The 25373-nt window shown below is 67.8% G+C and carries 25 protein-coding genes, 1 tRNA gene and 1 pseudogene; 14 read left to right on the forward strand and 13 right to left on the reverse strand.

Annotated elements, in window-relative coordinates:
* Entirely contained in the window at positions 1–1218 is a 1218-nt protein-coding gene (locus tag ACXDF8_RS08475) for a bifunctional glycosyltransferase family 2/GtrA family protein (RefSeq protein WP_457222808.1), read from the reverse strand.
* A gap of 118 nt (positions 1219–1336) precedes the next feature.
* Between ACXDF8_RS08475 and ACXDF8_RS08480 the strand changes: the two genes are divergently transcribed.
* On the forward strand, positions 1337–1753 hold the full coding sequence (locus tag ACXDF8_RS08480; RefSeq protein WP_457222809.1) for an HIT family protein: 417 nt from the start codon (positions 1337–1339) through the stop codon (positions 1751–1753).
* A gap of 3 nt (positions 1754–1756) precedes the next feature.
* On the opposite strand, the gene ACXDF8_RS08485 is transcribed toward ACXDF8_RS08480, so the two are convergent.
* Together ACXDF8_RS08485 and ACXDF8_RS08490 are read right to left on the reverse strand one after the other, a co-directional pair.
* The gene (locus ACXDF8_RS08485; protein ID WP_457222810.1) at positions 1757–3187 is read right to left on the reverse strand and encodes a sensor histidine kinase; all 1431 of its coding nucleotides are present in this window, start codon (positions 3185–3187) and stop codon (positions 1757–1759) included.
* Positions 3188–3226: 39 nt separating this feature from the next.
* Positions 3227–3946 carry a response regulator transcription factor gene (locus ACXDF8_RS08490; protein WP_457222811.1) on the reverse strand — a complete coding sequence of 240 codons (720 nt, stop codon included), beginning with the start codon at positions 3944–3946 and terminating at the stop codon, positions 3227–3229.
* Between the two features lie 126 nt (positions 3947–4072).
* Here ACXDF8_RS08490 and ACXDF8_RS08495 point away from each other — a divergent pair, with 126 nt between their 5' ends.
* A complete protein-coding gene (locus ACXDF8_RS08495) occupies positions 4073–4813 on the forward strand; it encodes a hypothetical protein (protein ID WP_457222812.1) in 741 nt (246 codons plus the stop codon).
* A gap of 43 nt (positions 4814–4856) precedes the next feature.
* A tRNA-Thr gene (locus ACXDF8_RS08500) sits at positions 4857–4931 on the forward strand.
* Here ACXDF8_RS08500 and ACXDF8_RS08505 read toward each other — a convergent pair.
* Positions 4905–5488, reverse strand: a pseudogene (locus ACXDF8_RS08505) (alkane 1-monooxygenase); the annotation flags it as partial. The gene ACXDF8_RS08500 and the pseudogene ACXDF8_RS08505 sit on opposite strands and share 27 nt — an antisense overlap.
* A 1197-nt stretch (positions 5489–6685) precedes the next feature.
* On the opposite strand from ACXDF8_RS08505, the gene ACXDF8_RS08510 reads away from it, so the two are divergent.
* Positions 6686–8404, forward strand: coding sequence for a cadherin-like domain-containing protein (locus ACXDF8_RS08510; RefSeq protein ID WP_457222813.1), 1719 nt, complete (start codon positions 6686–6688; stop codon positions 8402–8404).
* 186 nt (positions 8405–8590) lie between these two features.
* Here ACXDF8_RS08510 and ACXDF8_RS08515 read toward each other — a convergent pair whose 3' ends face one another.
* Positions 8591–9118: a hypothetical protein gene (locus tag ACXDF8_RS08515; protein ID WP_457222814.1), complete on the reverse strand. Its 528-nt coding sequence runs from the start codon at positions 9116–9118 to the stop codon at positions 8591–8593.
* 25 nt (positions 9119–9143) lie between these two features.
* Here ACXDF8_RS08515 and ACXDF8_RS08520 point away from each other — a divergent pair, with 25 nt between their 5' ends.
* Positions 9144–10424: a cadherin-like domain-containing protein gene (locus ACXDF8_RS08520; RefSeq protein WP_457222815.1), complete on the forward strand. Its 1281-nt coding sequence runs from the start codon at positions 9144–9146 to the stop codon at positions 10422–10424.
* Between the two features lie 235 nt (positions 10425–10659).
* Here the strand turns inward: ACXDF8_RS08520 and ACXDF8_RS08525 are convergent, their stop codons facing one another.
* Both ACXDF8_RS08525 and ACXDF8_RS08530 read right to left on the reverse strand, forming a co-directional pair.
* Positions 10660–11958 carry an ammonium transporter gene (locus ACXDF8_RS08525; RefSeq protein WP_457222816.1) on the reverse strand — a complete coding sequence of 433 codons (1299 nt, stop codon included), beginning with the start codon at positions 11956–11958 and terminating at the stop codon, positions 10660–10662.
* Between the two features lie 103 nt (positions 11959–12061).
* Positions 12062–12562: a DUF427 domain-containing protein gene (locus ACXDF8_RS08530; protein ID WP_457222817.1), complete on the reverse strand. Its 501-nt coding sequence runs from the start codon at positions 12560–12562 to the stop codon at positions 12062–12064.
* Between the two features lie 26 nt (positions 12563–12588).
* Here ACXDF8_RS08530 and ACXDF8_RS08535 point away from each other — a divergent pair, with 26 nt between their 5' ends.
* Together ACXDF8_RS08535 and ACXDF8_RS08540 are read left to right on the forward strand one after the other, a co-directional pair.
* Positions 12589–13005 (forward strand): YkvA family protein, encoded by a 417-nt coding sequence (locus ACXDF8_RS08535; RefSeq protein WP_457222818.1) that lies wholly within the window; start codon positions 12589–12591, stop codon positions 13003–13005.
* An 88-nt stretch (positions 13006–13093) separates the two neighbouring features.
* Positions 13094–15421 carry a xanthine dehydrogenase family protein molybdopterin-binding subunit gene (locus ACXDF8_RS08540; protein ID WP_457222819.1) on the forward strand — a complete coding sequence of 776 codons (2328 nt, stop codon included), beginning with the start codon at positions 13094–13096 and terminating at the stop codon, positions 15419–15421.
* On the opposite strand, the gene ACXDF8_RS08545 is transcribed toward ACXDF8_RS08540, so the two are convergent.
* The 3 genes from ACXDF8_RS08545 to ACXDF8_RS08555 all read right to left on the reverse strand — a co-directional run bounded on the left by ACXDF8_RS08545 (position 15418) and on the right by ACXDF8_RS08555 (position 17148).
* Positions 15418–15900 (reverse strand): (2Fe-2S)-binding protein, encoded by a 483-nt coding sequence (locus ACXDF8_RS08545; RefSeq protein ID WP_457222820.1) that lies wholly within the window; start codon positions 15898–15900, stop codon positions 15418–15420. The genes ACXDF8_RS08540 and ACXDF8_RS08545 overlap by 4 nt on opposite strands.
* Entirely contained in the window at positions 15893–16768 is an 876-nt protein-coding gene (locus ACXDF8_RS08550) for an FAD binding domain-containing protein (protein WP_457222821.1), read from the reverse strand. The genes ACXDF8_RS08545 and ACXDF8_RS08550 overlap by 8 nt, the downstream gene beginning before the upstream one ends.
* 62 nt (positions 16769–16830) lie before the next feature.
* Complete coding sequence (locus tag ACXDF8_RS08555) at positions 16831–17148, reverse strand: hypothetical protein (protein WP_457222822.1); 318 nt, start codon at positions 17146–17148, stop codon at positions 16831–16833.
* Between the two features lie 135 nt (positions 17149–17283).
* Here ACXDF8_RS08555 and ACXDF8_RS08560 point away from each other — a divergent pair, with 135 nt between their 5' ends.
* Together ACXDF8_RS08560 and ACXDF8_RS08565 are read left to right on the forward strand one after the other, a co-directional pair.
* Positions 17284–18852: an LCP family protein gene (locus ACXDF8_RS08560; protein ID WP_457222823.1), complete on the forward strand. Its 1569-nt coding sequence runs from the start codon at positions 17284–17286 to the stop codon at positions 18850–18852.
* A 59-nt stretch (positions 18853–18911) separates the two neighbouring features.
* The gene (locus ACXDF8_RS08565) at positions 18912–19811 is read left to right on the forward strand and encodes an NAD(P)-dependent oxidoreductase (protein WP_457223048.1); all 900 of its coding nucleotides are present in this window, start codon (positions 18912–18914) and stop codon (positions 19809–19811) included.
* Here ACXDF8_RS08565 and ACXDF8_RS08570 read toward each other — a convergent pair.
* Complete coding sequence (locus tag ACXDF8_RS08570; RefSeq protein WP_457222824.1) at positions 19794–20624, reverse strand: SDR family oxidoreductase; 831 nt, start codon at positions 20622–20624, stop codon at positions 19794–19796. The two genes, ACXDF8_RS08565 and ACXDF8_RS08570, sit on opposite strands and share 18 nt — an antisense overlap.
* A gap of 533 nt (positions 20625–21157) precedes the next feature.
* On the opposite strand from ACXDF8_RS08570, the gene ACXDF8_RS08575 reads away from it, so the two are divergent.
* From ACXDF8_RS08575 to ACXDF8_RS08595, 5 genes are read left to right on the forward strand one after another with little or no spacing between them, the layout of a single operon-like run.
* On the forward strand, positions 21158–21508 hold the full coding sequence (locus ACXDF8_RS08575) for an intersectin-EH binding protein Ibp1 (protein WP_457222825.1): 351 nt from the start codon (positions 21158–21160) through the stop codon (positions 21506–21508).
* Positions 21509–21559: 51 nt separating this feature from the next.
* A complete protein-coding gene (locus ACXDF8_RS08580; RefSeq protein ID WP_457222826.1) occupies positions 21560–21943 on the forward strand; it encodes an intersectin-EH binding protein Ibp1 in 384 nt (127 codons plus the stop codon).
* Positions 21944–21969: 26 nt separating this feature from the next.
* Positions 21970–22413: a hypothetical protein gene (locus ACXDF8_RS08585; RefSeq protein WP_457222827.1), complete on the forward strand. Its 444-nt coding sequence runs from the start codon at positions 21970–21972 to the stop codon at positions 22411–22413.
* A 31-nt stretch (positions 22414–22444) separates the two neighbouring features.
* A complete protein-coding gene (locus tag ACXDF8_RS08590; RefSeq protein ID WP_156432713.1) occupies positions 22445–22609 on the forward strand; it encodes a hypothetical protein in 165 nt (54 codons plus the stop codon).
* A gap of 3 nt (positions 22610–22612) precedes the next feature.
* Complete coding sequence (locus ACXDF8_RS08595) at positions 22613–24109, forward strand: alpha,alpha-trehalose-phosphate synthase (UDP-forming) (RefSeq protein WP_457222828.1); 1497 nt, start codon at positions 22613–22615, stop codon at positions 24107–24109.
* A 19-nt stretch (positions 24110–24128) separates the two neighbouring features.
* Here ACXDF8_RS08595 and ACXDF8_RS08600 read toward each other — a convergent pair whose 3' ends face one another.
* Positions 24129–25058 (reverse strand): 3-oxoacyl-ACP reductase, encoded by a 930-nt coding sequence (locus tag ACXDF8_RS08600; RefSeq protein ID WP_457222829.1) that lies wholly within the window; start codon positions 25056–25058, stop codon positions 24129–24131.
* Between the two features lie 13 nt (positions 25059–25071).
* Entirely contained in the window at positions 25072–25263 is a 192-nt protein-coding gene (locus ACXDF8_RS08605; RefSeq protein ID WP_457222830.1) for a ferredoxin, read from the reverse strand.
* Positions 25264–25373 lie beyond the last annotated feature (110 nt).

Genomic DNA, 25373 nt, shown 5'->3' on the forward strand with positions numbered 1-25373 from the left:
CTACCGGGCGGATGCGCCGAAGACTCGGCGCAGCGCCACGAAGCGCGCCAGCGTGGCGATAAGGTTGGCCACGACCAGCACTGAGAGCTCGACGACCTTGCCGACGGCCGGATCGAAGCGGTGCAGCAGGTACAACGATCCGCTGGTGATCGCCAAACCGAAGCCGAACACCAGCAGCCCGTGCACGTGGTGGCGCGCGGCGCCGCTACGACCCCGGATCCCGAAGGTGAACGCGCGGTTCGCGGCGGTGTTGGCCAGCGCGGTGATCAGCAGGGCGGTCAGGTTGGCGGCCTGTGATCCCAGGTACGGGTGCAGCGAAAGATATAGCAGCGCAAAGGCGATGGTGCTTGCGATTCCGATCAGGCCGAACCGGACGAGCTGGCCGACCATGCCGCGCGGTACACCTGGCACCATGGGTTCTCGCCCCAGCGCGGCCTGCAGGTCCCGCAGCGGCAGCGTCCCGGTGGCCAGCGCACGGCCCACCCGCCAGCAGCCCTTCAGATCTTCGACAGCGGTCGCCAGGATGTCGACCCGGGAATCCGGGTCGTCGACCCAGTCCACCGGCACTTCGTGGATGCGCAGGCCGGCCCGTTCGGCGAGCACCAGCAGTTCGGTGTCGAAGAACCAGCCGGTGTCGACGACCAGTGGCAGCAGCTCGCGCGCGACATCGCCTCGCACCGCCTTGAATCCGCATTGGGCGTCGGAGAAGCGGGTGCCCAGCAGTCCGCGCAGCAGCAGGTTGTAGCCGCGGGACACCACCTCGCGTTTGACGCCGCGCACTACCCTCGACGACGCGGACAGCCGCGAACCGATCGCGATGTCGCTGTGGCCGGACACCAGCGGAGCGATCAGCGGCATCAGCGCAGAGAGATCGGTCGACAGGTCGACGTCCATGTAGGCCACCACGTCGGCCGGCGATGACGTCCACGCCGCGGCGAGCGCACCTCCGCGGCCCTTGGCGTCGAGGTGCATCACCTCAACGTCGGGCAACTCGTCGGCCAGGCGGCGGGCCACCGCCAGCGTTGCGTCGGTGCTGGCGTTGTCGGCCACCATGATTCGGGCCCGGTAGGGTACCTCGTCGATCAGGAACTGGTGCAGGCGGCGCACGCATGCGGGCAGGTCGCGTTCTTCGTTGTAGACCGGGATGACGATGTCGAGGACGTAATGGCACTCCGCTCCGGTAGCAATGCTCTGCTCGGCCGGCAGCGTGTCGGTCATTGACACGATGTTTCCCGGTCAAGCTGCCGTGGCACTGCAGCTCGTCTGGGCACTTGCTGTGAGCCGGCTTCGAGAGTCGGGGTGAGCGGTGGCGGTCACGGCTCATATGCTGGGCGCCATGGCGTCTGTGTTCACCAGGATCATCAATCGCGAGCTACCGGGACGATTCGTCTACGAAGACGACGACGGAGATAACGGGGTCGTCGCCTTCCTGACCATCGAGCCGATGACGCCAGGACACACACTGGTGGTCCCCCGCGCCGAGGTCGACAATTGGCAGGACATCGAACCGGAGCTGTTCAACAAGGTGATGGCGGTGTCGCAGCGGATCGGCAAGGCGGTGTGCGCCGCCTTCGGTGCGCAGCGGTCCGGGCTGATCATCGCCGGGCTGGAGGTGCCGCACCTGCACGTGCACGTCTTCCCGGCCCGCGACCTGTCGGATTTCGGTTTCGCCAACGTCGACCGCAACCCATCGCCGGAGTCACTGGACCAGGCCCAGGCCAAGATCAAAGCCGCACTGGCCGAACTGGATTGACCCTCAGCCGACCGCGGCCGGGATGTCGGCGATCCGCGGGAGGCTGACCCGGAAACAACAGCCCTGGCCCGGCGCGGTCCGGACCGTGACCCGACCGCCGTGGGCATAGACCAGGGAGTCGACTATCGACAGACCGAGCCCGGTGCCACCGCTGGCGCGGGCACGGGACGAATCGGTGCGGTAGAACCGTTCGAACACCCGCTGCGCGTCTTCCGATGTCATGCCCGGCCCCTCGTCGGCGACCTCCAGCACCGCGTCGTCGGCGGCGGTGCCCACCCGCACTGTGATTCGCGCCGTCTCCGGGGTGTGCTGCAGCGCGTTTGACACCAGGTTGCCCAGCACCTGCCGCAGCCGCGCCTCGTCACCGAGGACCTCCGGGGTGCCGGGACCGTCGAACACCTCCATGGCGATGCGGCGTTTGGGGGCTATCGACTGGGCATCGTGGACGGCATCGGTGGCCAGCGCCAGCAGGTCCACTCGGCGCTGTTCGAGCGGACGCTGGGCGTCCAGCCGGGCCAGCAGCAGCAGGTCGTCGACGAGCAGACCCATCCGGCGGGACTCGCTCTCGATGCGAGACATCAGCATCTCCACGTCACGGGCCGCACCCTGCCGGTACAGCTCGGCGAAGCCGCGAATCGTGGTCAGCGGCGTACGAAGTTCGTGGCTGGCGTCGGTGATGAAGCGCCGCATCCGTTCCTCGGACATCTGGGCATGCTCCGCCGACGCCGCCGACGACGCCATCGCAGTCTGGATCTGGGCGAGCATCCCATTGAGCGCCAGCGAGAGCCGGCCCACCTCGGTGCGCGGATCCCGTTCGGGCACACGGCGATCCAGCTGTCCGGCAGCGATCGCCGCGGCGGTCTTCTCCACTTCGACCAGTGGACGCAGGCTGCGGTGCACCACCCAGTAGCCGAGGACACCGAGGATGACCAGCACGGCGGTGCCAATGGCGACCTGTGACCAGGCCAGGCTGCGGACGGTGGACTGAATGTCGGACAGGTCGATCGCGACGGTCGTCAGTTCTCCGCCGGGCCCGCGCACCGACACCGCCCGCCACTGCACCCGCGACCCGTCGAGTGAGCCGACGGTGACCGGCACCGCGCCGACATCGTTGTCGTCGGGCAGTGCGGGTTCGGCGTCACGGTCGTTGACGGCCATCCACAGGTGGCCGTCGGAGTCGACGCCGCGGACGTAGAAGTTCGATGGTGGGCGGGCCGGATTCGGCCCCTCGTCGGGCGGCGGCATCCGGCGGGGAGCCTGCGCCCAGCCCCGCGAGGCATCCAACAAGGTCTGGTCGGCGCGGTTGATCAGGTCGTGCTGCAGGGTCGAGGTGACCGCGATCCCGGAGGCCAGCAGCCCGCAGCCCACCAGCAACAGCATTGCCGCCACCAGCCCGACTCGAAGCGGCAGTTGCCGGCGGTATGGAGTCGCCATCGCTCTATTGTCGGCTCACGGCGGTACGCCGCGCGGCGATTACCGCGGCTCCCGCAGGACGTATCCGACCCCGCGCAGGGTGTGCAGCAGGCGCTTCTCGCCGGTGTCGATCTTGCGGCGCAGGTAGGAGACGTAGGACTCGACCACGTTGACGTCACCGCCGAAGTCGTAGCGCCAGACGTGATCGAGGATCTTCGGCTTGCTCAGTACGGTGCCGGCGTTGATGACGAAATAGCGCAGCAAGGTGAACTCGGTCGGCGACAGCGACACCGGCTCGCCGGCCTTCCACACCTCGTGGGTGTCCTCGTCGAGCTCGATGTCGGCGAACACCAGTCGCGAGTTGCGCGGCTCCTCCACTCCCTTGCCGGCCCGCCGCAGGATGACCCGCAACCGAGCGACGACCTCTTCGAGGCTGAACGGCTTGGTGACGTAGTCGTCGCCGCCGAGGGTGAGCCCGGCGATCTTGTCCTGCAGGCTGTCGCGGGCGGTCAGGAACAACGCCGGGGCGTCGATCCCGTCGGCGCGCAGCCGGCGCAGCACGCCGAAGCCGTCCATGCCGGGCATCATCACGTCGAGGATGACCGCGTCCGGGCGGACCTCGCGGGCGCGGTCCAGGGCGGCGGGTCCGCTGGAGGCGGTGTGGACCTCGAAGCCCTGGAACTTCAAGCTCACCGACAGCAGTTCGACGATGTTGGTCTCGTCGTCGACCACGAGGACACGCGCCTCGGGTTTGGTTTCGGGAATTGCGGGTGCGGCCATGCTGACAATTTCCTCTTACCTTGGTGAAACCACGCTGCAAGCAAGCTGTGGGCTTCCTGTGAATTGATTCTGCTCGGTTTTAACCGATACCGCCGGTCGCGTTATTCCCGCTCATACACTTGTGCGATGGACCTGGCGAAGACCCTGGTTGGGATCGCGACCACACCGATGCGGGTGGGGCTGGCCGCGGCCGAGGCAGGGCTCGACGTCGCCAAGATGGGTGTCGACCTCACCAGGCGGACCCTCGGTGAACCCGGAGCGGCCGCGTCGCCGAACTCGGTGGCCCAGATGTTCGGCCTGGAAGACGCGGTCGCACGGGCCAACAAGCTCGCCCAGTTGCTCGACGACGATGCACCGCTGGGCCGCGCACTGGCACCGGACGGCCCGTTGGACCGGCTGATGCGCCCCGGCGGGCTGATCGACCGGGTGACCGCACCCGACGGGGTGCTCGACCGGCTTACCGCCGAGGGCGGCGGCCTGGAACGCGCGCTGGCAACGGGCGGCCTGGTCGACCAGCTGCTCGACGAGGACGGGCTGGTCGAGCGAATCCTGGGCGAGGACGGGCTCGCCGATCGGCTGCTGGCCGAGGGCGGCCTAGTGGAGAAGCTGACGGCGCGAAACGGCCCGCTCGAGCAGCTGGCCGACGTGGCCGACACCCTCAACCGGCTGGCCCCGGGACTGGAAGCGCTGGCGCCGACGATAGAGACGCTGCGCGAGGCGGTCACGACACTGAGCCTGGTGGTCAACCCGCTGAGCAACATCGCCGACCGGATCCCGATCCCCGGCCGCCGGCGCCACACCACACCGCGCACCCTCGGTCCGGAACGGGTCGCCAGCGAGCGGTTGGTCATCGACGACGAGCAGTGAGGCGATACTCTGTTAGGCGGTTGCAGCCCTTCGGGCCGGCCACGCCTCCTTAGCTCAGTGGTAGAGCAACGCTCTTGTAAAGCGTAGGTCGTCAGTTCAATCCTGACAGGGGGCTCCACAGCTTTTCTTGGCGCGGGCTCAGCGCCGCCAATCCGATGTCACCGCCGTAATGGGCCAGTACACGTGGATCCATCACACGGCGCCACAGCGGAGGACACATCGCCAACAGCAACATGGTGCTGTATCCGCGCGGGAGTTGGGGCGCCTCTGCGTTGTGACGCAGCGCCTGGTAGCGACGGCGCGGATGCGCGAACCACATACAAAGCCCGGCGAACACAGCGATGCTCAGCAGCCAGGCGTTGAGGATGTCGTTCCTAAGTGTCCACCGCGACTTGCCGATCCGGGCGCGGCGCTTGGTTTCGATGCACCAGGCGGAACGTAGACCGCCTGTCACCGACCGCGGAATGAAGCTGTACAGACTTTCACCCATCCGTGAGCTCGCGGGATCCTCGGCGGTGGCGACCGCACGTGGTGTCCGCGATTGTGCTCGACGAAGAAATGGCCGTAGCAGGTCTGCGCGAGCGCGATCTTGCTCAGCCATCTCTCCGCCGTTTCGCGCTTGTGTCCCCACTCGTGGGCGGTGTTGATGGCCAGACCGCCCACTATTGCGACCGTCGCCAACATCTTCGAGAACCTCTTGCCGTCCTGATCCGGAGAGTTCCACCAGCTGCCCTTCTCCAGAAGCAGAGTGTCGATACCGGCTTGGCCGAGCCGCAACGCCGACGCCCCGCCGCCATAGCCGCTGCCGATCACGATGGCGGTGTGGTGGCTGCGGTGCGTGCGGCTTGTCTCCAGCCAGAATGCTCCCGCGCAGACAGCCCCGACCGCCACACCGGCGGTGGCACCGAGAAAACGTCTTCGGGTCAGAACCGTCATCCGCACCTCCGACATACGTACAAGCGACGAACCGCGGCGATGGGGGCCGATGCAATAGCCTGTCCCGGTGGCGGATGCGATGTGGTGGCAGTACGTCGTGATGGTGACTGGCAACGCGCCGTAGAAAGACACTGCCGCCGCAATTGGTATCGATCAGTCCAGCATCTCCCGCTGGCAGCGCGGTGCCAACACCCCACACGATGTGCGACGTCGACCCTGAATCTCAGCGATCCTGCCCCAGACTGTCCAAGGGCACTTACAGAAAGGCCTCGCGCGGCGGGGATCCCACGGCGATGGGCCAACCATGTCATCCGTCGCCATTTCTCACCAGCAAACGCGCCCAGAACGCCGCGCGCCGTCCCCACTGCGGCCTCACCGGGGCCTCCGGTGACGCGCAGTCGGCACACCGAACCTCGGCTCTCCTTCGAACAGGCGATGCATGGGAAGCGGACCTGGCACCGAGATCGCCGCGCCACCACGAGATTCGGCGCAGACGTGCTCGGAGCTAGCGCATGCGAATGTCTCCCGACTCGTGATTGCGCTGTCCCGGTGTCCTCGGACAGCTCGGCTGCGACGAGAACCTTTGGCTGACAACACAATCGCCCGAGCATTCAATGAACGGCCCTGGCCGCCCGGCAGTCCGAAAGCGTCCCACTCCGGACGACGGGCCAGCAAAGGGCACCCTCACGTCCAGACGTGCCGCGACCAGCACGGCAATGCGCGCCGCGCTGGGCGTTCGCACAGGGCTCTCAGCGTGCCGTCCTGGTGGCGATTCCGACTTCTTGCCGGTACGTTTTGTCCGGCGGCAATCCGGCACAGGGTTAGCGAAGAGACCATCAGGGTGTCTGGGCGCGCTTTATCGGTGCTGGGACGGGGGGGTTGCGGCGACGTTCGCCAACGTCAAGGCAGCACCGAAGTAAGCGGAGGCGGTGCTCGATGAGCGATGTCTGGCGGAGTGCGCAAGCCGGTGCGGCGATGTTTGGCCTCGGACTGGCACTGACGTGGTGGCCAGTGGCGGCAGTGGCCGCCGCCGACACCACGGGTCACGAGTCCTCCTCGGCGTCGGCCGGCCCCTCGAAGCCAGGCGGCGGGACCGCGCGCTCAGCTCGGACGGCCAAACCCACGCATGCCGGCACCAAGGCAGCAAAGCCCTCGGCATCTGTCTCCGGCGGCTCGTCACGGCCGTCGACATCGCCGGTCACCTCGCTGCAGATCCGGGTGGCTTCCGCCGACCGCGCCACGGTTCTGACCGGCCATGCTGCGGCGCGCCCGGGTGGCAAGGCCACCGGGTCGGTCGAAGCCGGGAACGCGCAGACGCCCGCTCGCACCGACATCCTCACCCCTGCATCGGCTGCCCCGCACACCGCCGCGTCGGGTCTCACCGCACTGCGCGTGCCGACCGGGAACGTCAGGGTGTCGCCGGTGCCCGACAAGGTCACCGGTCTGGTCAACACCCTCGGAGGGCTCGTCGAGGGCACGACATTGTTGGTACGTCGCAGCCTGTTCAACGAGGCACCCACCGTCTCCCCGGTCCAGCTGAGCGGACAGACCACCGGAGCGATCACCGGCACGATCAAAGCCACCGACCCCGAGGCCGACAAGATCACCTTCACCGTGCGCCAGGCCCCGCACTACGGCACCGTCACCATCGATTCCGCCGGTAACTACACCTACACCCCGGGCGACGGATTCAACGGTGTCGACGCCTTTACCGTGGCGGCAACCGACACCGGCCCTCACGTCAACCTGCTCAACTGGTTCCGCACGCCGAGCACCGACGCCGTCGTCTCGGTCACCCAGGACGCCACCAACACCCCCAGGATCACGTTCAATTTCATCTACGGGTCCGGTTCCCAACTCTGGTCCAGCGCCGCCCGCGCCGCGCTGCAGTCGACGGCGATCTACCTGTCGACCTACTTCACCGTCACCGAGCCGGTCACCCTCACCTACACCGTGACCGGGGAATGGTCGTACATGGGTTCGACGCTGGCCTCCGCAGACAGCGACACCATCAGCTCCGACCCGGGGTTCTATTCGACCGTCGTACAGCACAAGATCCTGACGGGCGTGGACGCCAACGGATCAGCGCCCGACGGCGTCATCTCGTGCAACTTCGGCAATATCTGGGCATACGGCGACTCGGTTCATCGCGGGCAGTACGACTTCCAGTCCACCGCAATGCACGAGTTGCTGCACACCTTCGGGTTCCTGTCCTTCGTCGACAGTCCCGGAAACAACACAGACCTGAACTGGACCACGTTCGATCACTACATCGTCACCTCTGCCGGCACGAACGTCATCGGGGACAACTACCGGTGGAATACCGCGTACAACGCCAACTTGACCGGTGGAAACGGCGGCCTGTATTTCGGCGGCCCCAATGCCGTCGCGGTCTACGGCGGATATGTCCCGCTCTACACGCCCAACCCGTGGGACGACGGCAGTTCGGTATCCCACATGGACGACAAGACGTTCACCGGGGCCAACCAACAACTGATGAATGCCGTCTCCGCCAGCGGAAAAGGGGTCAGGAAATTGAGCCCCATCGAAATCGCAATCATGAAGGATCTCGGTTACCGCATGGCATCCGACCCGCCGAACTCGGTTCTGCTCTTCGTCGGGCTGGTGTTCGTGCGCCGAAGGAAAACCCGCTGACGCGGAAACCGACTGCCGCTACTCGGGCCCAAAAAGGAAACGATCAGGCAACTGCTGACATCGCGGGCAAACGTCCTCTTGCAGACCCAGTTAGGCCTAGGATTCGCTAGAACAGCAAACGGGTGCCCGGCCGTCATCGCGGTCAGGCACCCCGACCGGGGGGGTTGCGGCCAGGCTCCACCCACCTCACGGTCGATACCGAAACTGACGGTAAGGGGGGTGCATGGTGGCGAGTACGCATCGCGGTGCGCGAATCGGTGCGGCGGCGTTCGCCCTCGGACTGTCATTGAGCTGGCCTGCCGTCGCTATTGCCGGTGCGGACAGCCCCGACCAGGATTCCTCGTCGGTGTCGGCAGGTCCGGCGAAATCGGGAGCGGGGACGGCGAGGTCCGCCAGGGGCGCCAAGCCCGCGCACGACAGCCTCAGCTCGTCGGCGAAGACAGCCACGACCACCGGTGGGTCGGCTCGTAAGGCTGCTGCGGCAAGCACCACCGCCGATACCGCCGACACCGAAGCGTCCACCACCACCACCACCAAGGCCCGGTCGAGCAGGGCGGCCACCAGCACTGTGACGTCGGCGGCCACCCGGGCCGAGGAGTCCACGGCGACGGCGACCACGGACGACACCGAGCCGGCGTCGGTCACCACCACGGCAACCACTACCGCCACGACGGCAACCACGGCGACGGCGACAACAACAGCGGCCGCAACCACGGCGACGACAGCGGCGACGACGACCGTGACCGCGCTGCGGCTGCCTTCGGCTAGCGCACAGGCGTCACCCGCCGACGTGCTGACCGGCTTCGTCGGCTCGATCCAGGGACTCTTCGAGGGAGCCGCGCTGCTGGTGCGCCGTAGCTTCTTCAACGAAGCGCCCACCGTGGCCCCGGTTCAGCTCACCGGCCAGACGACCGGTCCGATCACCGGCGCCATCGAGGCGACCGATCCCGAGGGCGACCACCTGGTCTACAAACTGACCCAGCAGGCGCACTACGGCACCGTGACACTCAATTCGGATGGCACGTACACCTACACCCCCACGCCGGACGGGCAGTGCAGCACCACCTGCATCGACTCCTTCACCGTTGCCGCCGTCGACACCGGGCTGCACATCAACCTGCTCAACTGGTTCCGGGCACCCAGCACCTGGGCGGCGGTCGGCGTCTACCAGCAGCCCGCCGGCACCCCCCGAATCACCTTCGACTTCAGCTACGGAAGCGGGTCGCAGTTCTGGTCGAGCGCCGCGCGCGCGTCGTTGGAGTCGACCGCGATCTACCTGTCGAGTGATTTCGTCGCCACCCACGATGTGACCATCACCTACTCGGTCACCGGCCAATACTCGTTGGGTGGGTCGACGCTGGCTTCCGCGGGCAGTGATCTGACCGGCAACGGCAGTGGGTTCTTCCCGACCGTGGTGCAGAACAAGATCTTGACCGGAGTGGATTCCAACGGTGCGGCTGCGGACGGCGCGATCGACTGGAACTTCGGCTACAGCTGGGGCTACAGCACGGTCAGCAGTGCCCAATACGACTTCCAGGCCACCGCGATGCACGAATTGCTGCACACGTTCGGCTTCCTGTCGGTGGTGGACAGCGCCGGCAACAACACCGAACCGACGCGGACCACGTTCGACAGCTTCATCGTGACCTCGAACGGAACCTCAGTGTTCAACGGGTCGACCTGGAAGACCACCTACAACTCGAACCTCACCGGCGGCAACGGCGGGCTGTACTTCGGGGGCACCAACGCGGAGGCGGCCTACGGCGGACCCGTGCCGCTGTACACGCCCAGCCCGTGGGAGTCGGGCAGCTCCATGTCACATCTGGACGACACGACGTTCACCGGAACCGCGCAGAAGCTGATGAATGCCGCGTCCACCACCGGGGTGGGAGTTCGCACGCTCAGTGCCGTCGAGATCGGCATTCTCCAGGATCTCGGCTACACGATGGTTCCTCAGACGCCGACGTCGGTTCTGCTCTTCGTCGGCGTGATGTTCCTGCGCCGCAGAAAGCGGCAGTAACTCCAGCGGCTCACTTTCGCTATCCGGTCACGAAAAAGTCAGGTAGACAGTCATATTCGCGGGTGGCGCGTCGCCGCGCATGCCGTCGACGAATCCCCACCGGCGAATGGCCGAACACCCCATATCTGTGATCGCCAAAACCCAATCGGGGCTGGGCGGAACACCCAGGTTTTCAAGCGGCCCCGGCGCCGGCACCGTTTGGATGCGAGCCGATTTCAGGCGACCCCGGCCAACGTCACTCCCCGCCGGATTCGGGTCGTGGCCGTTGCTCACCGAACAGCGGGCGACGCAGCGGCTGATGGCCGTGCACACCCTCGGCGTACGCCGTCTCGGCGTGCTGAGTGAAGTCCACCCCGGCGGTCTCGTCCTCCGGGCTGAGCCGGAAGCCGATGGTGCGGTCGATCAGCTTGGCCAGCCCGAACGACACCGCGAAGGCGTACGCCGCGACGACGGCGATCGCCAGCGCCTGCTTGCCCAGCTGGGCCAGCCCGCCGCCGTAGAACAACCCCTCGGGTCCGCCGGTCATCACCGCGGTGGCCAAGAAGCCGATCAGAAGGACACCGACCACGCCGCCGACGAAGTGCACCCCGACCACATCGAGGGAATCGTCGTAGCCGAACCGGAACTTCAACCCGATCGCGAAGGAACACACGATCCCCGCCAGGACGCCGACCACCGCCGCCCCGAGAGTGTTGACGGTGCCGCACGACGGCGTGATCGCCACCAGCCCGGCGACCACGCCCGAGGCGGCACCGAAGGTGGTGGGCCTACCGTCGCGGACCTGTTCGACGCCCAGCCAGCCCAGCATGCCCAGACAGCCCGCCACCAGAGTATTGAGGAAGACAGCCGCGGCCGTGCCATCGGCGGCCAGCGCGGACCCGGCGTTGAAGCCGAACCAGCCGAACCACAGCAGCCCTACCCCGAGCAGCACGAACGGCAGGTTGTGCGGCCGCATCGCGTCCACCTTGAACCCGATCCGCGGGCCCAGCACCAACGCCAGCGCCAACGCCGAGGCGCCGGAGACGATCTCGACCACCAGCCCGCCCGCGTAGTCGAGTACCCCCAGTTTGGACAGCCAGCCGCCGGGCGCCCACACCCAGTGCGCGACAACCGAATACACCACGATCGACCACACCGGCACGAAAACCATCCAGGCACCGAACTTGGCTCGATCGGCGATCGCGCCGCTGACCAGGGCCGCGGTGATGATCGCGAAGCTGAGCTGGAAGGTGGCGAACAACAGCTCGGGAACCGAGCCGTGCGCGGTCGTCGGGCCGATACCGGCCATCCCCATGTGCGACAGGTCGCCGATCACCCCACCCAGGCTGGTTCCGGAGAACGCCAGGCTGTACCCGACCAGCAGCCACGTCACGGTCACCAGGGGAATGGCGATGAAGCTCATCATGATCATGTTGAGCACGCCGGTGGTGCGGACCATGCCGCCGTAGAAGATGGCCAATCCCGGTGTCATCAACAGGACCAGCGCGGTGCTGGCCAGCAGCCAGGCGGTGGCGGCGGGATCGATCGAATCCAAGTCCGGCTCCTTCGACGGTCCCGACGAGAATGTCGGCGCAGTGTTTCACCAATGCGACGAATATGTTTCATCCGCGTTTCGGCGTGCGGGCGACTTCTGGGTATTACCAGCCCATCGAGCCCGGGATGCCTTTGAACGGGCCGACGACCCGGCCGGTGATCCACCCGCCGTAAAACCCGCCGGGCTGGGGCAGGACGGTCTCCCCGTCGACGGTGCAGCGGTCCATCTGCGCCGCCATCACCGCGATCGCACCGGCGATCGGCTCGAAGCCGGGCGTCGGGCGGGGGTAGGTCCACGCCGCCCGGTCCGCGACGGCGGTGTCGGTGACGACGTCGTAGTAGCGGGCCTGTCCTTTCCATTCACACCACGACGAACCGGCGGCTTGGCGCAGCACGCCCGGAGCGAACGCGTCGGACGGCAGGTAGTAAGTGGGCGGATGGCTGGTCTCGAGCACGCGCCAGGCGCGGGTGGTCGAGGCGACGACCTGGCCACCCAGTTCGACGGTGATGGATCCGAAGAAGTCCTCCAGCCGCGGCGGCCGCGGGTAGTCCCACACCGATTCCTGTCCGGGGCCGGGCTTGTCCGGTGTCGGCCATACGCTCATCCTTCGACGATACGAACAGGAGCGCCGTGGTCGAGCAGTGGTGGATGATCCCGGTCGGTATCGCCGCCGCGCTGGCCGTCATCTGGCTGGCGCTCGCGGTGACGCTGTGGCTCGCCAAACCCGACGATGTCGGCATCCAGGACATGCTTCGGCTGCTACCCGATGTGTTGCGGCTGCTCAAACGCCTGGCCACCGATCCGGCGCTGCCGCGGCGCCTTCGGGTCGCGCTGATCGTGCTGCTGGCCTTCATCGCCTCGCCGATCGACCTGATTCCGGATTTTCTGCCGGTGATCGGGTTCGCCGACGACGTCATCATCACCGCCCTGGTGCTGCGGTGGGTGTCACGCACGGCAGGCCCGCAGGCACTGACCCGGCACTGGCCGGGCACTGCGGACGGACTGGCGGCGGTGCGCCGGCTGTGCGGGCTGCCCGACACCCCGTGACGCATCGGCCCGCACTGAGTACGCTCTGCTGAGCGGCTGCTTAGCCGGTCGTGAATCGGCTCGCCGACAACGCATTGGAGCGAACGCCATGACCGCACCCGCCGCCCGCTACGCCGGGACCCGGCTCCCCCGGGTGGAAGACAGCCGGCTGCTCACGGGGCACGGCACCTACGTCGACGACATCGTCCGGCCCGGCATGCTGCACGCCTGCTTCGTGCGCAGCCCGTTCGCCCACGCCACGATCAGCCGCATCGACGCCTCGGCGGCGCTGGCGCTGCCCGGCGTACATGCGGTGCTGACCGCGGCCGACCTGAACCCCGATGTCAGGCAGGCCTGGCACGCCGTCGCGGGCAGGGACGTCGCCGACACTCCACGCCCACCCCTGGCCGAAGGCGAGGTGAAGTTCGTCGGCGACCCCGTCGCGGTCGTCATCGCCGAGAACCGCTACATCGCCGAGGACGCGTTGGACCTGGTCGACGTCGACTACGACCCACTGCCCGCGATCGCCGATCTCACCCGGGCGGTGAACAACGTGGCCGTCGTTCACGAGGCCTACCCCGACAACGTGGCCGGCGGCCTCGCCGGTGCGCCGCCCGACGAGAACGCCTTCGACAGTGCGGCGTTCGTGGTCACCGAGCGCATCTATCAGCAGACCCATGTACCGGTGCCGATCGAAACCCGCGGCCTGGTCGTCGAGTGGGGCGCCGCCGCCCAGGAGCTGACCGTGTGGGCGTCGACCCAGACCCCGCACGAGTTGCGTGCCTTCGCCGCCCGCCTGCTGGGCATCCCAGCGCAGCGCGTCCGGGTCATCGCCCGCGACACCGGCGGCGGCTTCGGCCAGAAGGTCGTCCCGATGCGCGAAGACATGTGCATCCTGCTGGCTGCGCGCAAGGTCGCCGGGCCGCTGAAATGGATCGAGGACCGCAGGGAGAACCTGATGTCGGCCGGGCAAGCCCGCCACGTCGACGGGACCGCCCGGATGGCCTTCGACGCCGAAGGCGCGATCACCGTCGTCGACATCGACTTCATCCAGGACGTCGGCGCCTACCCGACGCCGTACCCGGTTCTGACCACCGCCGCCATCGGGATGTTCTTCCCCGGCCCCTACCGGGTGCCCAAGGCCAGCTTCAGCTATAAGACGGTGTTCACCAATACCAGTGGTCTGGCCGCCTATCGCGGGCCCTGGCAGTACGAAACCCTCACGCGGGAGATCCTTCTCGACATCGCGGCCCGCAAGATGGGGATCGATCCGGTCGAGCTCCGCCGCAAGAACCTGCTGCGCGGCGACGAGATGCCGTACGTCAACCCCAACGGCATGCCGTATGACCACGTCGCACCGATGGACACCTTCGAGCAGGCCGTCAAGATCCTCGACCACGAAGGCTTCCGCAAGGAGCAGCGCGAGGCGCTGGCCCAGGGCCGCTACCTCGGGTTGGGCTTCTCCGCCTACATCGAACCGACGGGTGCGGCCACCGGGCACCTGGCGACCGAGGGCGCCACCATCCGCATCGAACCGACCGGCAAGATCAACGTCTATGTCAACGGCGGCTCCAGCGGAAACAGCATCGAGACCACCGTCGTCCAGCTCACCGCCGACGTCCTCGGTGCCGACATCGCCGACGTGTCGACGATCCAGGGCGACACCGCGGTCACCCCATACGGGGCCGGGACTCAGGGCAGCCGCAGCGGGCCGATGACCGCCGGTGCCGTCAACGACGCCGGCACGATCGTGCGGCGGCAGCTGGTGGCGATGGCCGCCCACTTACTCGGAACCGACGAGGAACACGTCGAGCTCGGCGGCTCGCGCGCCACGGTGCGCGACGATCCGGCCAGGGCGGTCACGTTCGCCGACATCGCCTACCGCGCGTACTACGAGCCGGGGCAACTGGCGCCGGGGATGCCCGCCACCCTGGAAGCGACCGCCCGATTCACCTCGCAGACCATGGTCCACTGGGCCAACGCCACCCACGCCTGCACCTGCGAGGTCGACGTCACCACCGGCCGGGTCACCCTGACGCGCTACATCGTCAGCGAGGATGTCGGACCGATGATCAACCCCACCATCGTCGAGGGCCAGATCGCCGGCGGGACAGCACAGGGAATCGGCGGCGCACTGCTAGAAAGCCTGGTCTACGACGACGACGGAAACCCGTTGGCCACCACCTTCGTCGACTATCTTCTGCCCACCGCGACCGATGTGCCCGCGATCGAATACGGACACGTCGAGGTGCCCGGTCCGGGTGTCGGCGGCTACAAGGGCTGCGGTGAGGGCGGCGCGATCGGTTCGACGGCCGCGGTGATCAACGCGATCAACGACGCCCTGGCCCCACTCGGTGTCGCGGTCACCCGGCTGCCCGCCAGCCCGGCCCAGATCGTCGCGCTGATCGAGGCGGCGACAGCGGACTCGGCGGGTTAGGAAGGCGCCGAACCGGATTCGGAAATCTGGCGCACCGCGTTGACGATGCCCTGATAACCGGTACAGCGGCAGAAATTGCCGGACAGTCCTTCCCGAATCTCCTCGTCGGTGGGATGCGGGTTGTCGCGCAGCAGCGCCGTGATCGACATGACGAATCCCGGTGTGCAGAAACCGCATTGCAGGCCGTGGCAATCACGCAGGGCGGCCTGCACCGGCGACAGCTCACCGTCGGCCGACGCCACCCCCTCGACGGTGGAAACCTCGGCGTCCTCGGCCTGCACCGCGAACACCAGGCATGAGCGCACCGCTACCCCGTCGAGCAATACCGTGCAGGCGCCGCACGAACCGTGCTCGCACCCCAGGTGGGTACCGGTCAGACCGCAACTCTCACGCAGGAAGTCGGCCAGGGTCAGTCGCGGCTCGACCGTAGCCTGCACTGCAATCCCGTTGACCGACAACCGAACCGGACGCTCATGCATCACGCGCCTCCTTGACCGCCGCCTGCCATGCCTGTGCGGCCATCGCCGCACCGACCCGACGCCGGTAGCCGGGCGAACCGGAAAGATCGGCCGGGATGTCGTCGAGTCCGGTCATCGCGAGCTCCCCGACGTCCTCGGCGGTGAGTTCGTCGACCCCGCGACCGGTGATCGCCGACTCCGCGGCCGATGCACGGCGTGGCGTTGCGCTCAGACCCAACAGGCCGATAGCGCACCGGCGCACGCGGTCGTCGGCACCGAGTTCGACGGCCGCCACCGCGCCGGCGATCGCGAAGTCGCCATGGCGGCGGGCGAATTCCTCGGCGCCGAAACCACACCGGCCCGACCAGATCGGGAAGCGGATGCCGACGAGCACCTCGTCGGGAGCCATCGCCGTCTCCCAGACGCCGGCGAAGAACTTACCGGCCGGAATCTCGCGGCGTCCCGACGTCGACACCGTCTCCATGGTGGCGTCCAGCGCCAGCGCGACAGTCGGATACTCGGCGGCCGGATCGGCGTGGGCGATCGACCCGCCGATGGTGCCGCGGCAGCGGATCTGGAAGTGACCGATGAACGGGGTCACGCGGGCCAGCAGCGGGACCCTCGCCCGGACGTTCTCGTCGGCGCCGACGACAGCGTGCGTGGTGCCACCACCGATCCACAGCGTGTCGCCCCGCTCCTCGATGCCCTTCATCTCGGCGAGCCGAGAGATGTCGATCAGGTTGTCGAAGAAGGCCAGACGCATGGCGAGCATGGGCACCAGGCTCTGTCCGCCGCCGAGGAGTTTGGCGTCATCACCGAACTCGGTGAGCAGCACCGCTGCATCGGCCACGCTGTCCGGCCGGTGGTAGGCGAACGGCGCCGGTTTCACCGGATCGCACCAGGATCCGTCTTGCTAAGCATGCGCTCAGCATAGCGGTGTAGCGCTGGGGACTACCGCGGAGTCGGTCGCGGCGGCCGCGGCCGCGGCGGGTTGGGCCGCGGCGGGTTGGGACCGTCGCCGGGGTCGAAAATGATCGACAAGCCACCGTCGAAGCAGTACGGGTCGTAGTCACAGGGATAGGGGACGTAGGGCCCGCTGGTGACGGGACCGGGCGGGCCATCGGCCCCGCGCACCTCGCCCTGTGCACACACCGTGGACCCTCCGCCGGAGACGCAGTCGGCCTGCGCCGCAGGCGCGGTGAGTAGTCCACCGGCACCGACACCAGCGCAGACGAGTGCCGCTGTCCAGCGGTGATCGCGTGTCCGCATGGCCGGCCTCCCGCCGCTGTCGCGCGCAGTGATCTGCAGGACAGTACTTGTCACGCAGGTGGCGCGTGGGCATTCGGTGCAACAGGAGCCGGCCTCGCTGGGGCCGCACCAGCCTTTGCCCGCATACTGTCGAGCATGGATCCGTCGCCGCCTGCGCCAGCGGCCGCTGCGGGTAGCCGCCACGGCCGCCATCGCGGCCGGTCCGGCACAGGGCGGCGCGCGGCCCGGATCGTCAGCCGCTCGCTGCTCGCCGTGGTCTCGGTGGTCGTGCTGATGATCACCGGACTGGCGTACTCGCAGGCGCACGGGATGCTCAGCGGCATCACCGTGTCGCAAGCCCTGGGCGCCGACGAGCCGAGGTCCAGCGGTGGCGCGATAAATATCCTGCTGATCGGGCTTGATTCCCGCAAAGACCAGGACGGCAACGAACTACCGGATGCGGTACTCGACAAGCTGCACGCGGGCGACTCCGACTCCGGTGGCTACAACACCAACACCTTGATCCTCGTCCACATCGGAGCCGACGACCGGGTCGTGGCGTTCTCCATCCCCCGCGACGACTATGTCGCGGTTAGCGGAATCAAGGGCTACAGCCACATCAAGATCAAAGAGGCCTACGGCCTGACAAAGTTCCAGACCGAGCAGCAACTGGTCGACGAGGGCGTCAGCGACCGCGCCGCACTCGAGCAAGCCGGACGCGAGGCGGGCCGTAAGGCGACCCTGCGGGCGGTGCGCAACCTCACCGGCCAGCCCATCGACTACTTCGCCGAGGTCAACCTTGCGGGCTTCTACCACCTGGCCGACAACCTCGGCGGCGTGGAGGTCTGTCTGCTGCACGCCGTGCACGACGACTACTCCGGCGCCGACTTCCCGGCCGGGCGGCAGCGCCTCGACGCCTCCCAGGCTCTGGCATTCGTGCGCCAGCGGCACGGGCTGGAGAACGGCGACCTCGATCGGACCCATCGCCAGCAGGCCTTCCTGCTGTCGGTGATGCATGAACTGCAGGCTTCGGGATCGTTCGCCGACCTGGACAAGTTCAAGCGGCTGATGGCGGTGGCGCGTCAGGACATCGTGCTCTCCGAAGGGTGGGGAGAGGACCAGTTCCGCCGGATGGCCGCGCTCGCGGGCGGCGACGTCGAGTTCCGGACGCTGCCGGTGGTGCGCTACGAAAACGTCAACGGCCAGGACGTCAACATCGTCGACCCCGCCAAGATCCGCGCCGAGATCGCCCGCGCCATCGGCGGGGAGGCCGCGACATCGACGCCGACCGTCGCGGCTCAACAACTTCCACCGCCCAACCCGCAGACCGTCGTCAGCGTCGTCAACGCCAGCGAGACCGCGGGGCTGGCCTCCGAGGCCGCGGCACTGCTAGGCAAGCACGACTACACCGTCGAGGAGATCCGCGACCGGCAGTCGGGCGAGCCGATCGACACCGTGGTGACCTACGGGCCCGGCGCACAGACCGACGCCCAATCGGTGGCCGCACTGCTCGGAGTGGAAAACGCGCCACAGGCCAGCTCCGCATTGGCCGGCGACCACGTCCGCGTCATGCTCGGGGAGGGCTACGACATTCCGGTCGAGCAACCGCAGCCCCAAGACGCCACGGCGACCTCGACCATGCAGAGCTGGTACGACGTCACCACCACCCCCACCCCCGACCAGGGCGCGCCAATCGACGGCGGCGGGGTGCCCTGCGTCAACTGACCAGCCCGGCCCGCCCCGATTGCGCATCCGATTGGCTAATGCCGCCACGCACCAGCACGATGGAAACCATGCGCGTGGGAATCATCGGACTGGGCAACATGGGCGCGGGCATGGCCGCCAATCTGATCAAGGCCGGACACGAGGTGACGGTCTACAACCGCTCGCGGGCCAGGGTGGACAGGCTGGCCGAGGCGGGCGCGCGTGCCGCCGACAGCATCGCCGATGCCTGCACGGGCGACGCGGTGTTGACGATGCTCGCCGACGACGGGGCGGTCGAGGCGGTGGTGTTCGGCGACGGCGGCGTGCTGGCCTCGGCGGCACCCGAGACCGTCCACGTCTCCTCGAGCACCATCAGCGTGGCACTGGCCAACCGCCTCGCACAGGCCCACCAGGCGGCCGGTCAGGGGTTCGTCAGCGCCCCGGTGTTCGGCCGGCCGGAGGCCGCCGCCGCCGCCGCGTTGTTCGTCGTCGCCGCGGGGCCCGCCGAGGTCGTGGCATCAGTGACGCCGGTGTTCGACGCGATCGGCCAGCGCACCTTCGTGGTGTCCGACGATCCGTCGGCCGCCAACCTGGTCAAGCTCAGCGGCAACTTTTTGATCGGCTCGGTGATCGAGTCACTGGGCGAGGCCATGGCGCTGGTGGACCGCGGCGGCGTCGACAAGCACCAGTATCTGGACATCCTGACCTCGACGCTGTTCTCGGCGCCGGTGTACCGAACCTACGGCGGCCTCATCGCCGGTGAGCAGTTCGAGCCGGCGGGCTTCGCCGCGCCGCTCGGGCACAAGGACATCGGCTTGGTGCTGGCCGCGGCCGAGGAGCTGCGGGTGCCGCTGCCGATCGCCAGCCTGTTGCGGGACCGCTTCCTGCGCCTACTCGCCGGCGGCGGGGAGCACCTGGACTGGTCGGCGGTGGGCAGCCTCGCGGCGCGTGACGCCGGTACCTCAGACCACTCCGCGTAGGCCGTCCGCCCCGAACGCGGGTTCGAGCATCGCCGTGTAATCGGGGCCGCGGCGCAGGTTCTGCCCGCCGTCGACGCCGATGATCTGACCGGTGACCCACTGGGCGGCATCACTGAGCAGGAACATCGCCATGTCGGCGACATCCTGCACCTCGCCAGGGCGCGGCAGCGGCGTGCAGTCCCGGTAATCGCCGCTGATCTCCGGGGAGTCGAGAACCATCTGAACCAACTCGGTGCGGATGAGGCCGGGCCGGATCCCGTTGACCCGCACCCAGGACGGCCCGAGTTCGTCGGCGGCCAGCTTGATCAGATGGTCGAGGCCAGCCTTGGTCACGCCGTACGGTCCGAACCACCGATGGGTGTTGCTGGCCGCGATCGACGAGATCCCGACGAACGAGCCGCCCCCGCCGCGGACCATTTCCCGCGCCGAGTGTTTGAGCACGTACATCGAGCCGTTGATGTTGAGATCGACGGTCGCACGCCAGCCGTCGGAATCCATCTGGGTGATCGGCCCGATGGTCTGGGAGCCGCCGGCGCAGTGCACCACCCCGTGCAGCCGGCCGGTCCACGCCGTAGCGGCGTCGACGACAGCGGCGATCTGGTCCTCGTTCGTGACGTCCGCGGGCTCGTAGTTCACCTGGCCCGCGGGAGCGGCGGCCTTGATCTCGTCGGCCGCAGCGGCCAGGCGATCGGCGCCGCGGCCCACGATCATCACGTTGGCGCCGGCCTTGGCCAGACCCTCCGCCACTCCCTTCCCGATGCCACTGCCGCCACCGGTGATCAGGTACGTCCGATCCTCGAACGAGAGCTGCACGTCGCACTCCTCACACAGAACTAGAACATGTTCTACATATAGAACCACGCCGCCGGGTCATCGCACAGCGCCCGTCCCGGTCGTGACGAACCACCGCAAACCCGAAAGGAATTTCGCGCACGCGACAGCAGAAATGGCTCTACGTAACGATTTACGATCGCCACCTAGCGAACATCACAGCGCGTTATGCAATGCCAATTCGGCGCTTCGTCGCACGCGCACGGACCGCGCCCGATCCGGGCTTCGACGCGGTGCCTGGCGCGGGCCGTACCGTGCGGTCACAGCGGGCGGCTCCTGCGCCGCGGCACCGCCGCACCTCTGGCACCCGACTGTCGCTAGCCCTGGTTGACCTCTGCCGACGGCCGCGGACAAGGCAGTTCGCGACCGCTGCGGGCGCGCGACGACGAATATTGACCAGGGTGTAACAGTCAGGCGGGGCCGGTCGATAAAACCCCCGAACATCTGCGGGATGGGGAAGGCAGCAATACACTGCTCTGACACAGCCGCTCAGCAAACGAGTAGAAAGCACGATTATGGCTACCTTGAAGAATTCGGCCCAACGCGTGGCCCTGGCTGGCAGCTTTGCGCTCGCAGTCGCGGCAGCGCCGCTGATGGCCGCCTTTGCCGTCCCCTCGATCGGCTCGGCCGTGGCCGAATGCCCGGCCGGCCAGCTCGCCAATCCGGAGAACGGCGCGTGCGAGGTTCAGCCGGAAGCCACGCCTCCCGGTGACATCAGCTACTCGACACCCGGCGATGCGAACAGCCTGCCGGAGGTCCAGGGGATACCTTGCACAGGCGCAAACACTGGTCAGTGCATAGGATTGCAGGAAGAGCAGCAGGCTCCGGTCGCAGAACCCCACTCGACCATCTCGTCCAGTCCGTAGAGCGGAGGGCCGACTTCGGAACTCCGTCGACTTCTCAAGGAAGTGTGAAGTATGACGATTTCCTCCTCAGTCGGCCGACGAATCCTTCTCGCCGGAGGATTCAGCATCGCGATCGCAGCCGCGCCGGCGCTGGCGGTCCTCGCGGGACCGTCCGCCGCACCGGCCGGTCCGGCGATGGCTTGCCCCGCCGGCGAGCTTGAGGACATCTACACCGGGGACTGCATTCCGGAGATGGCACCGAACGTTCCCGGCGGTAACTACCCCACCACCTCCGGCGGTGGCAACGTCACCTACTCGACCCCGGGCGACTCCAACAGCCTGCCCGAGGTCCAGGGTATTCCGTGCACGGGCGCCAACACCGGCCAGTGCATCGGCCTGCAGGAGAACCAGGTGCCTGCAGTCGAGCCGCATTCGAGCATCTCGTCGAGCCCGTAGTCGGCAACGCGAATAGGAGGGCAACGATGCCGTTCCAGTCCAGTTGGTTGGCCAAGGTGGTGACCGCGAGCGTGTTCGCGCTCGCGGTCGCCGCGGCTCCGACGGCACACGCCGAGGGTGAGGGCGCCATCCCGGCGCCCGAGCCCGTCCCGGTGCCCGCCCCGGCTGCCGCGCAGCCGGGCGGCTCCGGTGGCTGCCAGCCCGGTGAGTCGCTGGAGGCGTCGACGGGCAACTGCGTGCCGACGATGACCCCGATCGACACCACCGGTGGAGATCAGGCGATCGACGATCTGCAACCGCGAACCACCCAGGACGTCACCACGACCAGCGAGACCGGGATCGCCGCCGACTTGGTGCCCAACATCAACGGCACACCGTGCACCGGTTACTGGGAGTCCGCGGCCTGCTACGAGACGAGTCAGGACGAGGTGGCGGTCACGCCGAAGTCGACGATTTCCTCGAGCCCGTAGCCGCCGTTCACCGCTTCGCTAAGGTTGACACATGCCTGCTAAATCAGATCCCGCGGACATCGACGACGTGGAGCCGCTGGCCGACAGCACAGCCCGGCAGGCCCGCCGGGTGGTCGCGGCCTATGCCACCGACGCCGACGAATGCCGCGTCTTCCTCTCGATGCTGGGTATTGGGCCGTCAAAGCTCGAGGCCTAGCCCGTGTCCGGAGACAGGCATCCCACCCGCTCCGGAAACTCTGACTTCGTGGTGGTGGCCAATCGGCTGCCGATCGACATGGAGCGCCTGCCCGACGGCAGCGTGACCTGGAAGCGCAGTCCGGGTGGTCTGGTCACCGCGCTGGAGCCGTTGTTGCGCCGCAGACGCGGCGCATGGATCGGCTGGCCAGGGATCGTCGACGGTCCGGAGGATCCGATCGTCGAGCAGGATCTTCAGCTCTTCCCGGTGAAGCTCAGTGCCGAGGATATGGCCGAATACTACGAGGGCTTCTCCAACGCCACCCTGTGGCCGCTGTACCACGACGTCATCGTCAAACCGCTCTACCACCGCGAGTGGTGGGACCGCTACGTCGACGTCAATCGCCGCTTCGCCGAAGCCACCTCCCGCGCCGCCGCCGAAGGCGCCACCGTGTGGGTGCAGGACTACCAGCTGCAGCTGGTACCCAAGATGTTGCGCATGTTGCGCCCGGACCTGACCATCGGGTTCTTCCTGCACATCCCGTTCCCGCCGGTCGAGCTGTTCATGCAGATGCCGTGGCGCACCGAGATCATCGAGGGTCTGCTGGGCGCGGACCTGGTGGGCTTCCACCTGCCCGGCGGCGCGCAGAATTTCCTGTTCCTGTCCCGAAGGTTGGTGGGGGCCAACACGTCTCGCGCCTCGGTGGGCGTTCGCTCAAGGTTCGGCGAAGTGCAGCTGGGTTTCCGCACGGTCAAGGTGGGCGCGTTTCCCATCTCGATCGACTCCGCCGACCTCGACCGCAAGGCCCGAAACCGCGACATTCGCCGGCGCGCCAAGGAGATTCGCGCCGAACTCGGCGGCCCGCGCAAGATTCTGCTGGGCGTCGACCGGCTGGACTACACCAAGGGCATCGACGTCCGGCTCCGGGCGTTCTCCGAGCTGCTCGCCGAGGGGCGCGCCAAACGCGACGACACCGTCATGGTCCAGCTTGCGACACCGAGCCGGGAACGGGTGGAGAGCTACCGCATCCTGCGTAACGAGATCGAGCAGCAGGTCGGCCACATCAACGGCGAGTACGGCGAGGTGGGCCACCCGGTGGTGCACTACCTGCACCGGCCGGTATCCCGCGGCGAACTGATCGCGTTCTTCGTGGCGGCCGACGTCATGCTGGTGACCCCGCTGCGCGACGGGATGAATCTGGTGGCCAAGGAGTACGTCGCCTGCCGAAGCGATCTGGGCGGCGCGCTGGTGCTCAGCGAATTCACCGGAGCCGCAGCCGAACTCCGGCAGGCCTATCTGACCAACCCACACGACCTGGAGGGTGTCAAGGATACCGTCGAGGCCGCGCTCAACCAGACTCCTGAGGAGGGCCGCCGGCGGATGCGCGCCCTGCGCCGCCAGGTACTGGCACACGACGTCGACCGGTGGGCGCGGTCATTCCTCGACGCACTGGCCGGCACCGGGGACGCGTCCGCGGAGTCGCCGTCGGAGTGGACCGACGACGACCAGGACGCACCCTAGCGGCGTCGGTCCGGGCGGCTCAGTCGCCCATCAGGCCCATCACGCCGAAGGTGCGTTCGGGATCGCGATCGGCGAAGTACTCGCTCATGGATGCGCTCAACGCCGCCGGGTCCCATGCGGGGCCGTCGGCGTGGAACCGGTGCTCGGCCGTCGGAGCGGCCACCAGCGTCACCGTGGGACCGTAGACGACGAAGATCTGTCCGCTGACCTGCTGCGAGGCCGGCGAGGCGAGATACCGCACCAGGGTGACCACGTGGTCGGGTGAGAGCGGATCGATCTCACCTTCCGGTGGGGCCTCACCGAACACGTCGGCGGTCATCGCCGTGCGCGCCCGCGGCGCGATCGCGTTGGCCGTCACCCCGTAGCGGCCCATCGCCCGCGATGCGGTCAACGTTAACGCGGTGATCCCGGCCTTGGCGGCGCCGTAGTTCGCCTGCCCGACCGGGCCGGACAACCCGGCCTCCGAGGAGGTGTTGATGATGCGGCCGTAGACCGAACCGGCCCCATCAGTCCCGGCCGACTTCGCCTTGTTGCGCCAGTACGTCGCCGCGTTGCGGGTCAGCAGGAAGTGGCCACGCAGGTGCACCGCGATGACGGCATCCCAGTCTTCGTCGGACATGTTGAACAACATCCGGTCGCGGGTAATGCCGGCGTTGTTCACGACGATGCTCAGCCCGCCGAGCGAATCGGCGGTCTCCACCAGTTCGTCGGCCGTCGAGCGCTGGCTGATGTCACCGATCACGGCCACACCCTTGGATCCGGCGGCGCTGATCTCGTCCAGCACGTCGGAAGCGTCGAGCGCCTTGGCCATGTCGTTGACGACGACCGTGGCGCCCGACCGGGCCAGCCCGATGGCCTCGGCACGCCCCAGGCCGGCGGCGGCGCCGGTGACGACCGCGACGCGGCCGGACAGATCGGTCGGGTCCGCAGACCCATCGTGTGCAGTCAACTTATGAATACCTCTAGTCGCGGCGGGTCAGGGCGGCGCGAGGGCATTCGGCGATGGCTTGCTCGGCCAGCCCCTCCTCGTCGGCGGGGATCGGATCCTTGGTCACGATGGCGTAGTCCTCATCGTCCAATTCGAACAGGTCCGGCGCGATTCCCACGCAGACAGCGTTACCTTCGCAACGATCACGGTCGACTTCGACTCGCATGACAACCTCCTTGCCCGACAGATCCGCATCCCGCGGCGTTCGCAGCACCACCATAAGGCCTGACGTATCGATTGCCGGGCCGATCGGGCGCTGGACCCCAACACTAGAAC

Source organism: Mycolicibacterium sp. CBM1 (genome assembly GCF_054073305.1).

Coding starts and splice junctions, on each gene's coding strand:
- ACXDF8_RS08575 (WP_457222825.1), top strand. CDS start 21,158: ATGGCTACCTTGAAGAATTCGGCCCAACGCGTGGCCCTGGCTGGCAGC.
- ACXDF8_RS08510 (WP_457222813.1), top strand. CDS start 6,686: ATGAGCGATGTCTGGCGGAGTGCGCAAGCCGGTGCGGCGATGTTTGGC.
- ACXDF8_RS08495 (WP_457222812.1), top strand. CDS start 4,073: ATGGACCTGGCGAAGACCCTGGTTGGGATCGCGACCACACCGATGCGG.
- ACXDF8_RS08530 (WP_457222817.1), bottom strand. CDS start 12,562: ATGAGCGTATGGCCGACACCGGACAAGCCCGGCCCCGGACAGGAATCG.
- ACXDF8_RS08545 (WP_457222820.1), bottom strand. CDS start 15,900: ATGCATGAGCGTCCGGTTCGGTTGTCGGTCAACGGGATTGCAGTGCAG.
- ACXDF8_RS08540 (WP_457222819.1), top strand. CDS start 13,094: ATGACCGCACCCGCCGCCCGCTACGCCGGGACCCGGCTCCCCCGGGTG.
- ACXDF8_RS08580 (WP_457222826.1), top strand. CDS start 21,560: ATGACGATTTCCTCCTCAGTCGGCCGACGAATCCTTCTCGCCGGAGGA.
- ACXDF8_RS08485 (WP_457222810.1), bottom strand. CDS start 3,187: ATGGCGACTCCATACCGCCGGCAACTGCCGCTTCGAGTCGGGCTGGTG.
- ACXDF8_RS08565 (WP_457223048.1), top strand. CDS start 18,912: ATGGAAACCATGCGCGTGGGAATCATCGGACTGGGCAACATGGGCGCG.
- ACXDF8_RS08605 (WP_457222830.1), bottom strand. CDS start 25,263: ATGCGAGTCGAAGTCGACCGTGATCGTTGCGAAGGTAACGCTGTCTGC.
- ACXDF8_RS08480 (WP_457222809.1), top strand. CDS start 1,337: ATGGCGTCTGTGTTCACCAGGATCATCAATCGCGAGCTACCGGGACGA.
- ACXDF8_RS08490 (WP_457222811.1), bottom strand. CDS start 3,946: ATGGCCGCACCCGCAATTCCCGAAACCAAACCCGAGGCGCGTGTCCTC.
- ACXDF8_RS08585 (WP_457222827.1), top strand. CDS start 21,970: ATGCCGTTCCAGTCCAGTTGGTTGGCCAAGGTGGTGACCGCGAGCGTG.
- ACXDF8_RS08560 (WP_457222823.1), top strand. CDS start 17,284: ATGGATCCGTCGCCGCCTGCGCCAGCGGCCGCTGCGGGTAGCCGCCAC.
- ACXDF8_RS08475 (WP_457222808.1), bottom strand. CDS start 1,218: ATGACCGACACGCTGCCGGCCGAGCAGAGCATTGCTACCGGAGCGGAG.
- ACXDF8_RS08555 (WP_457222822.1), bottom strand. CDS start 17,148: ATGCGGACACGCGATCACCGCTGGACAGCGGCACTCGTCTGCGCTGGT.
- ACXDF8_RS08590 (WP_156432713.1), top strand. CDS start 22,445: ATGCCTGCTAAATCAGATCCCGCGGACATCGACGACGTGGAGCCGCTG.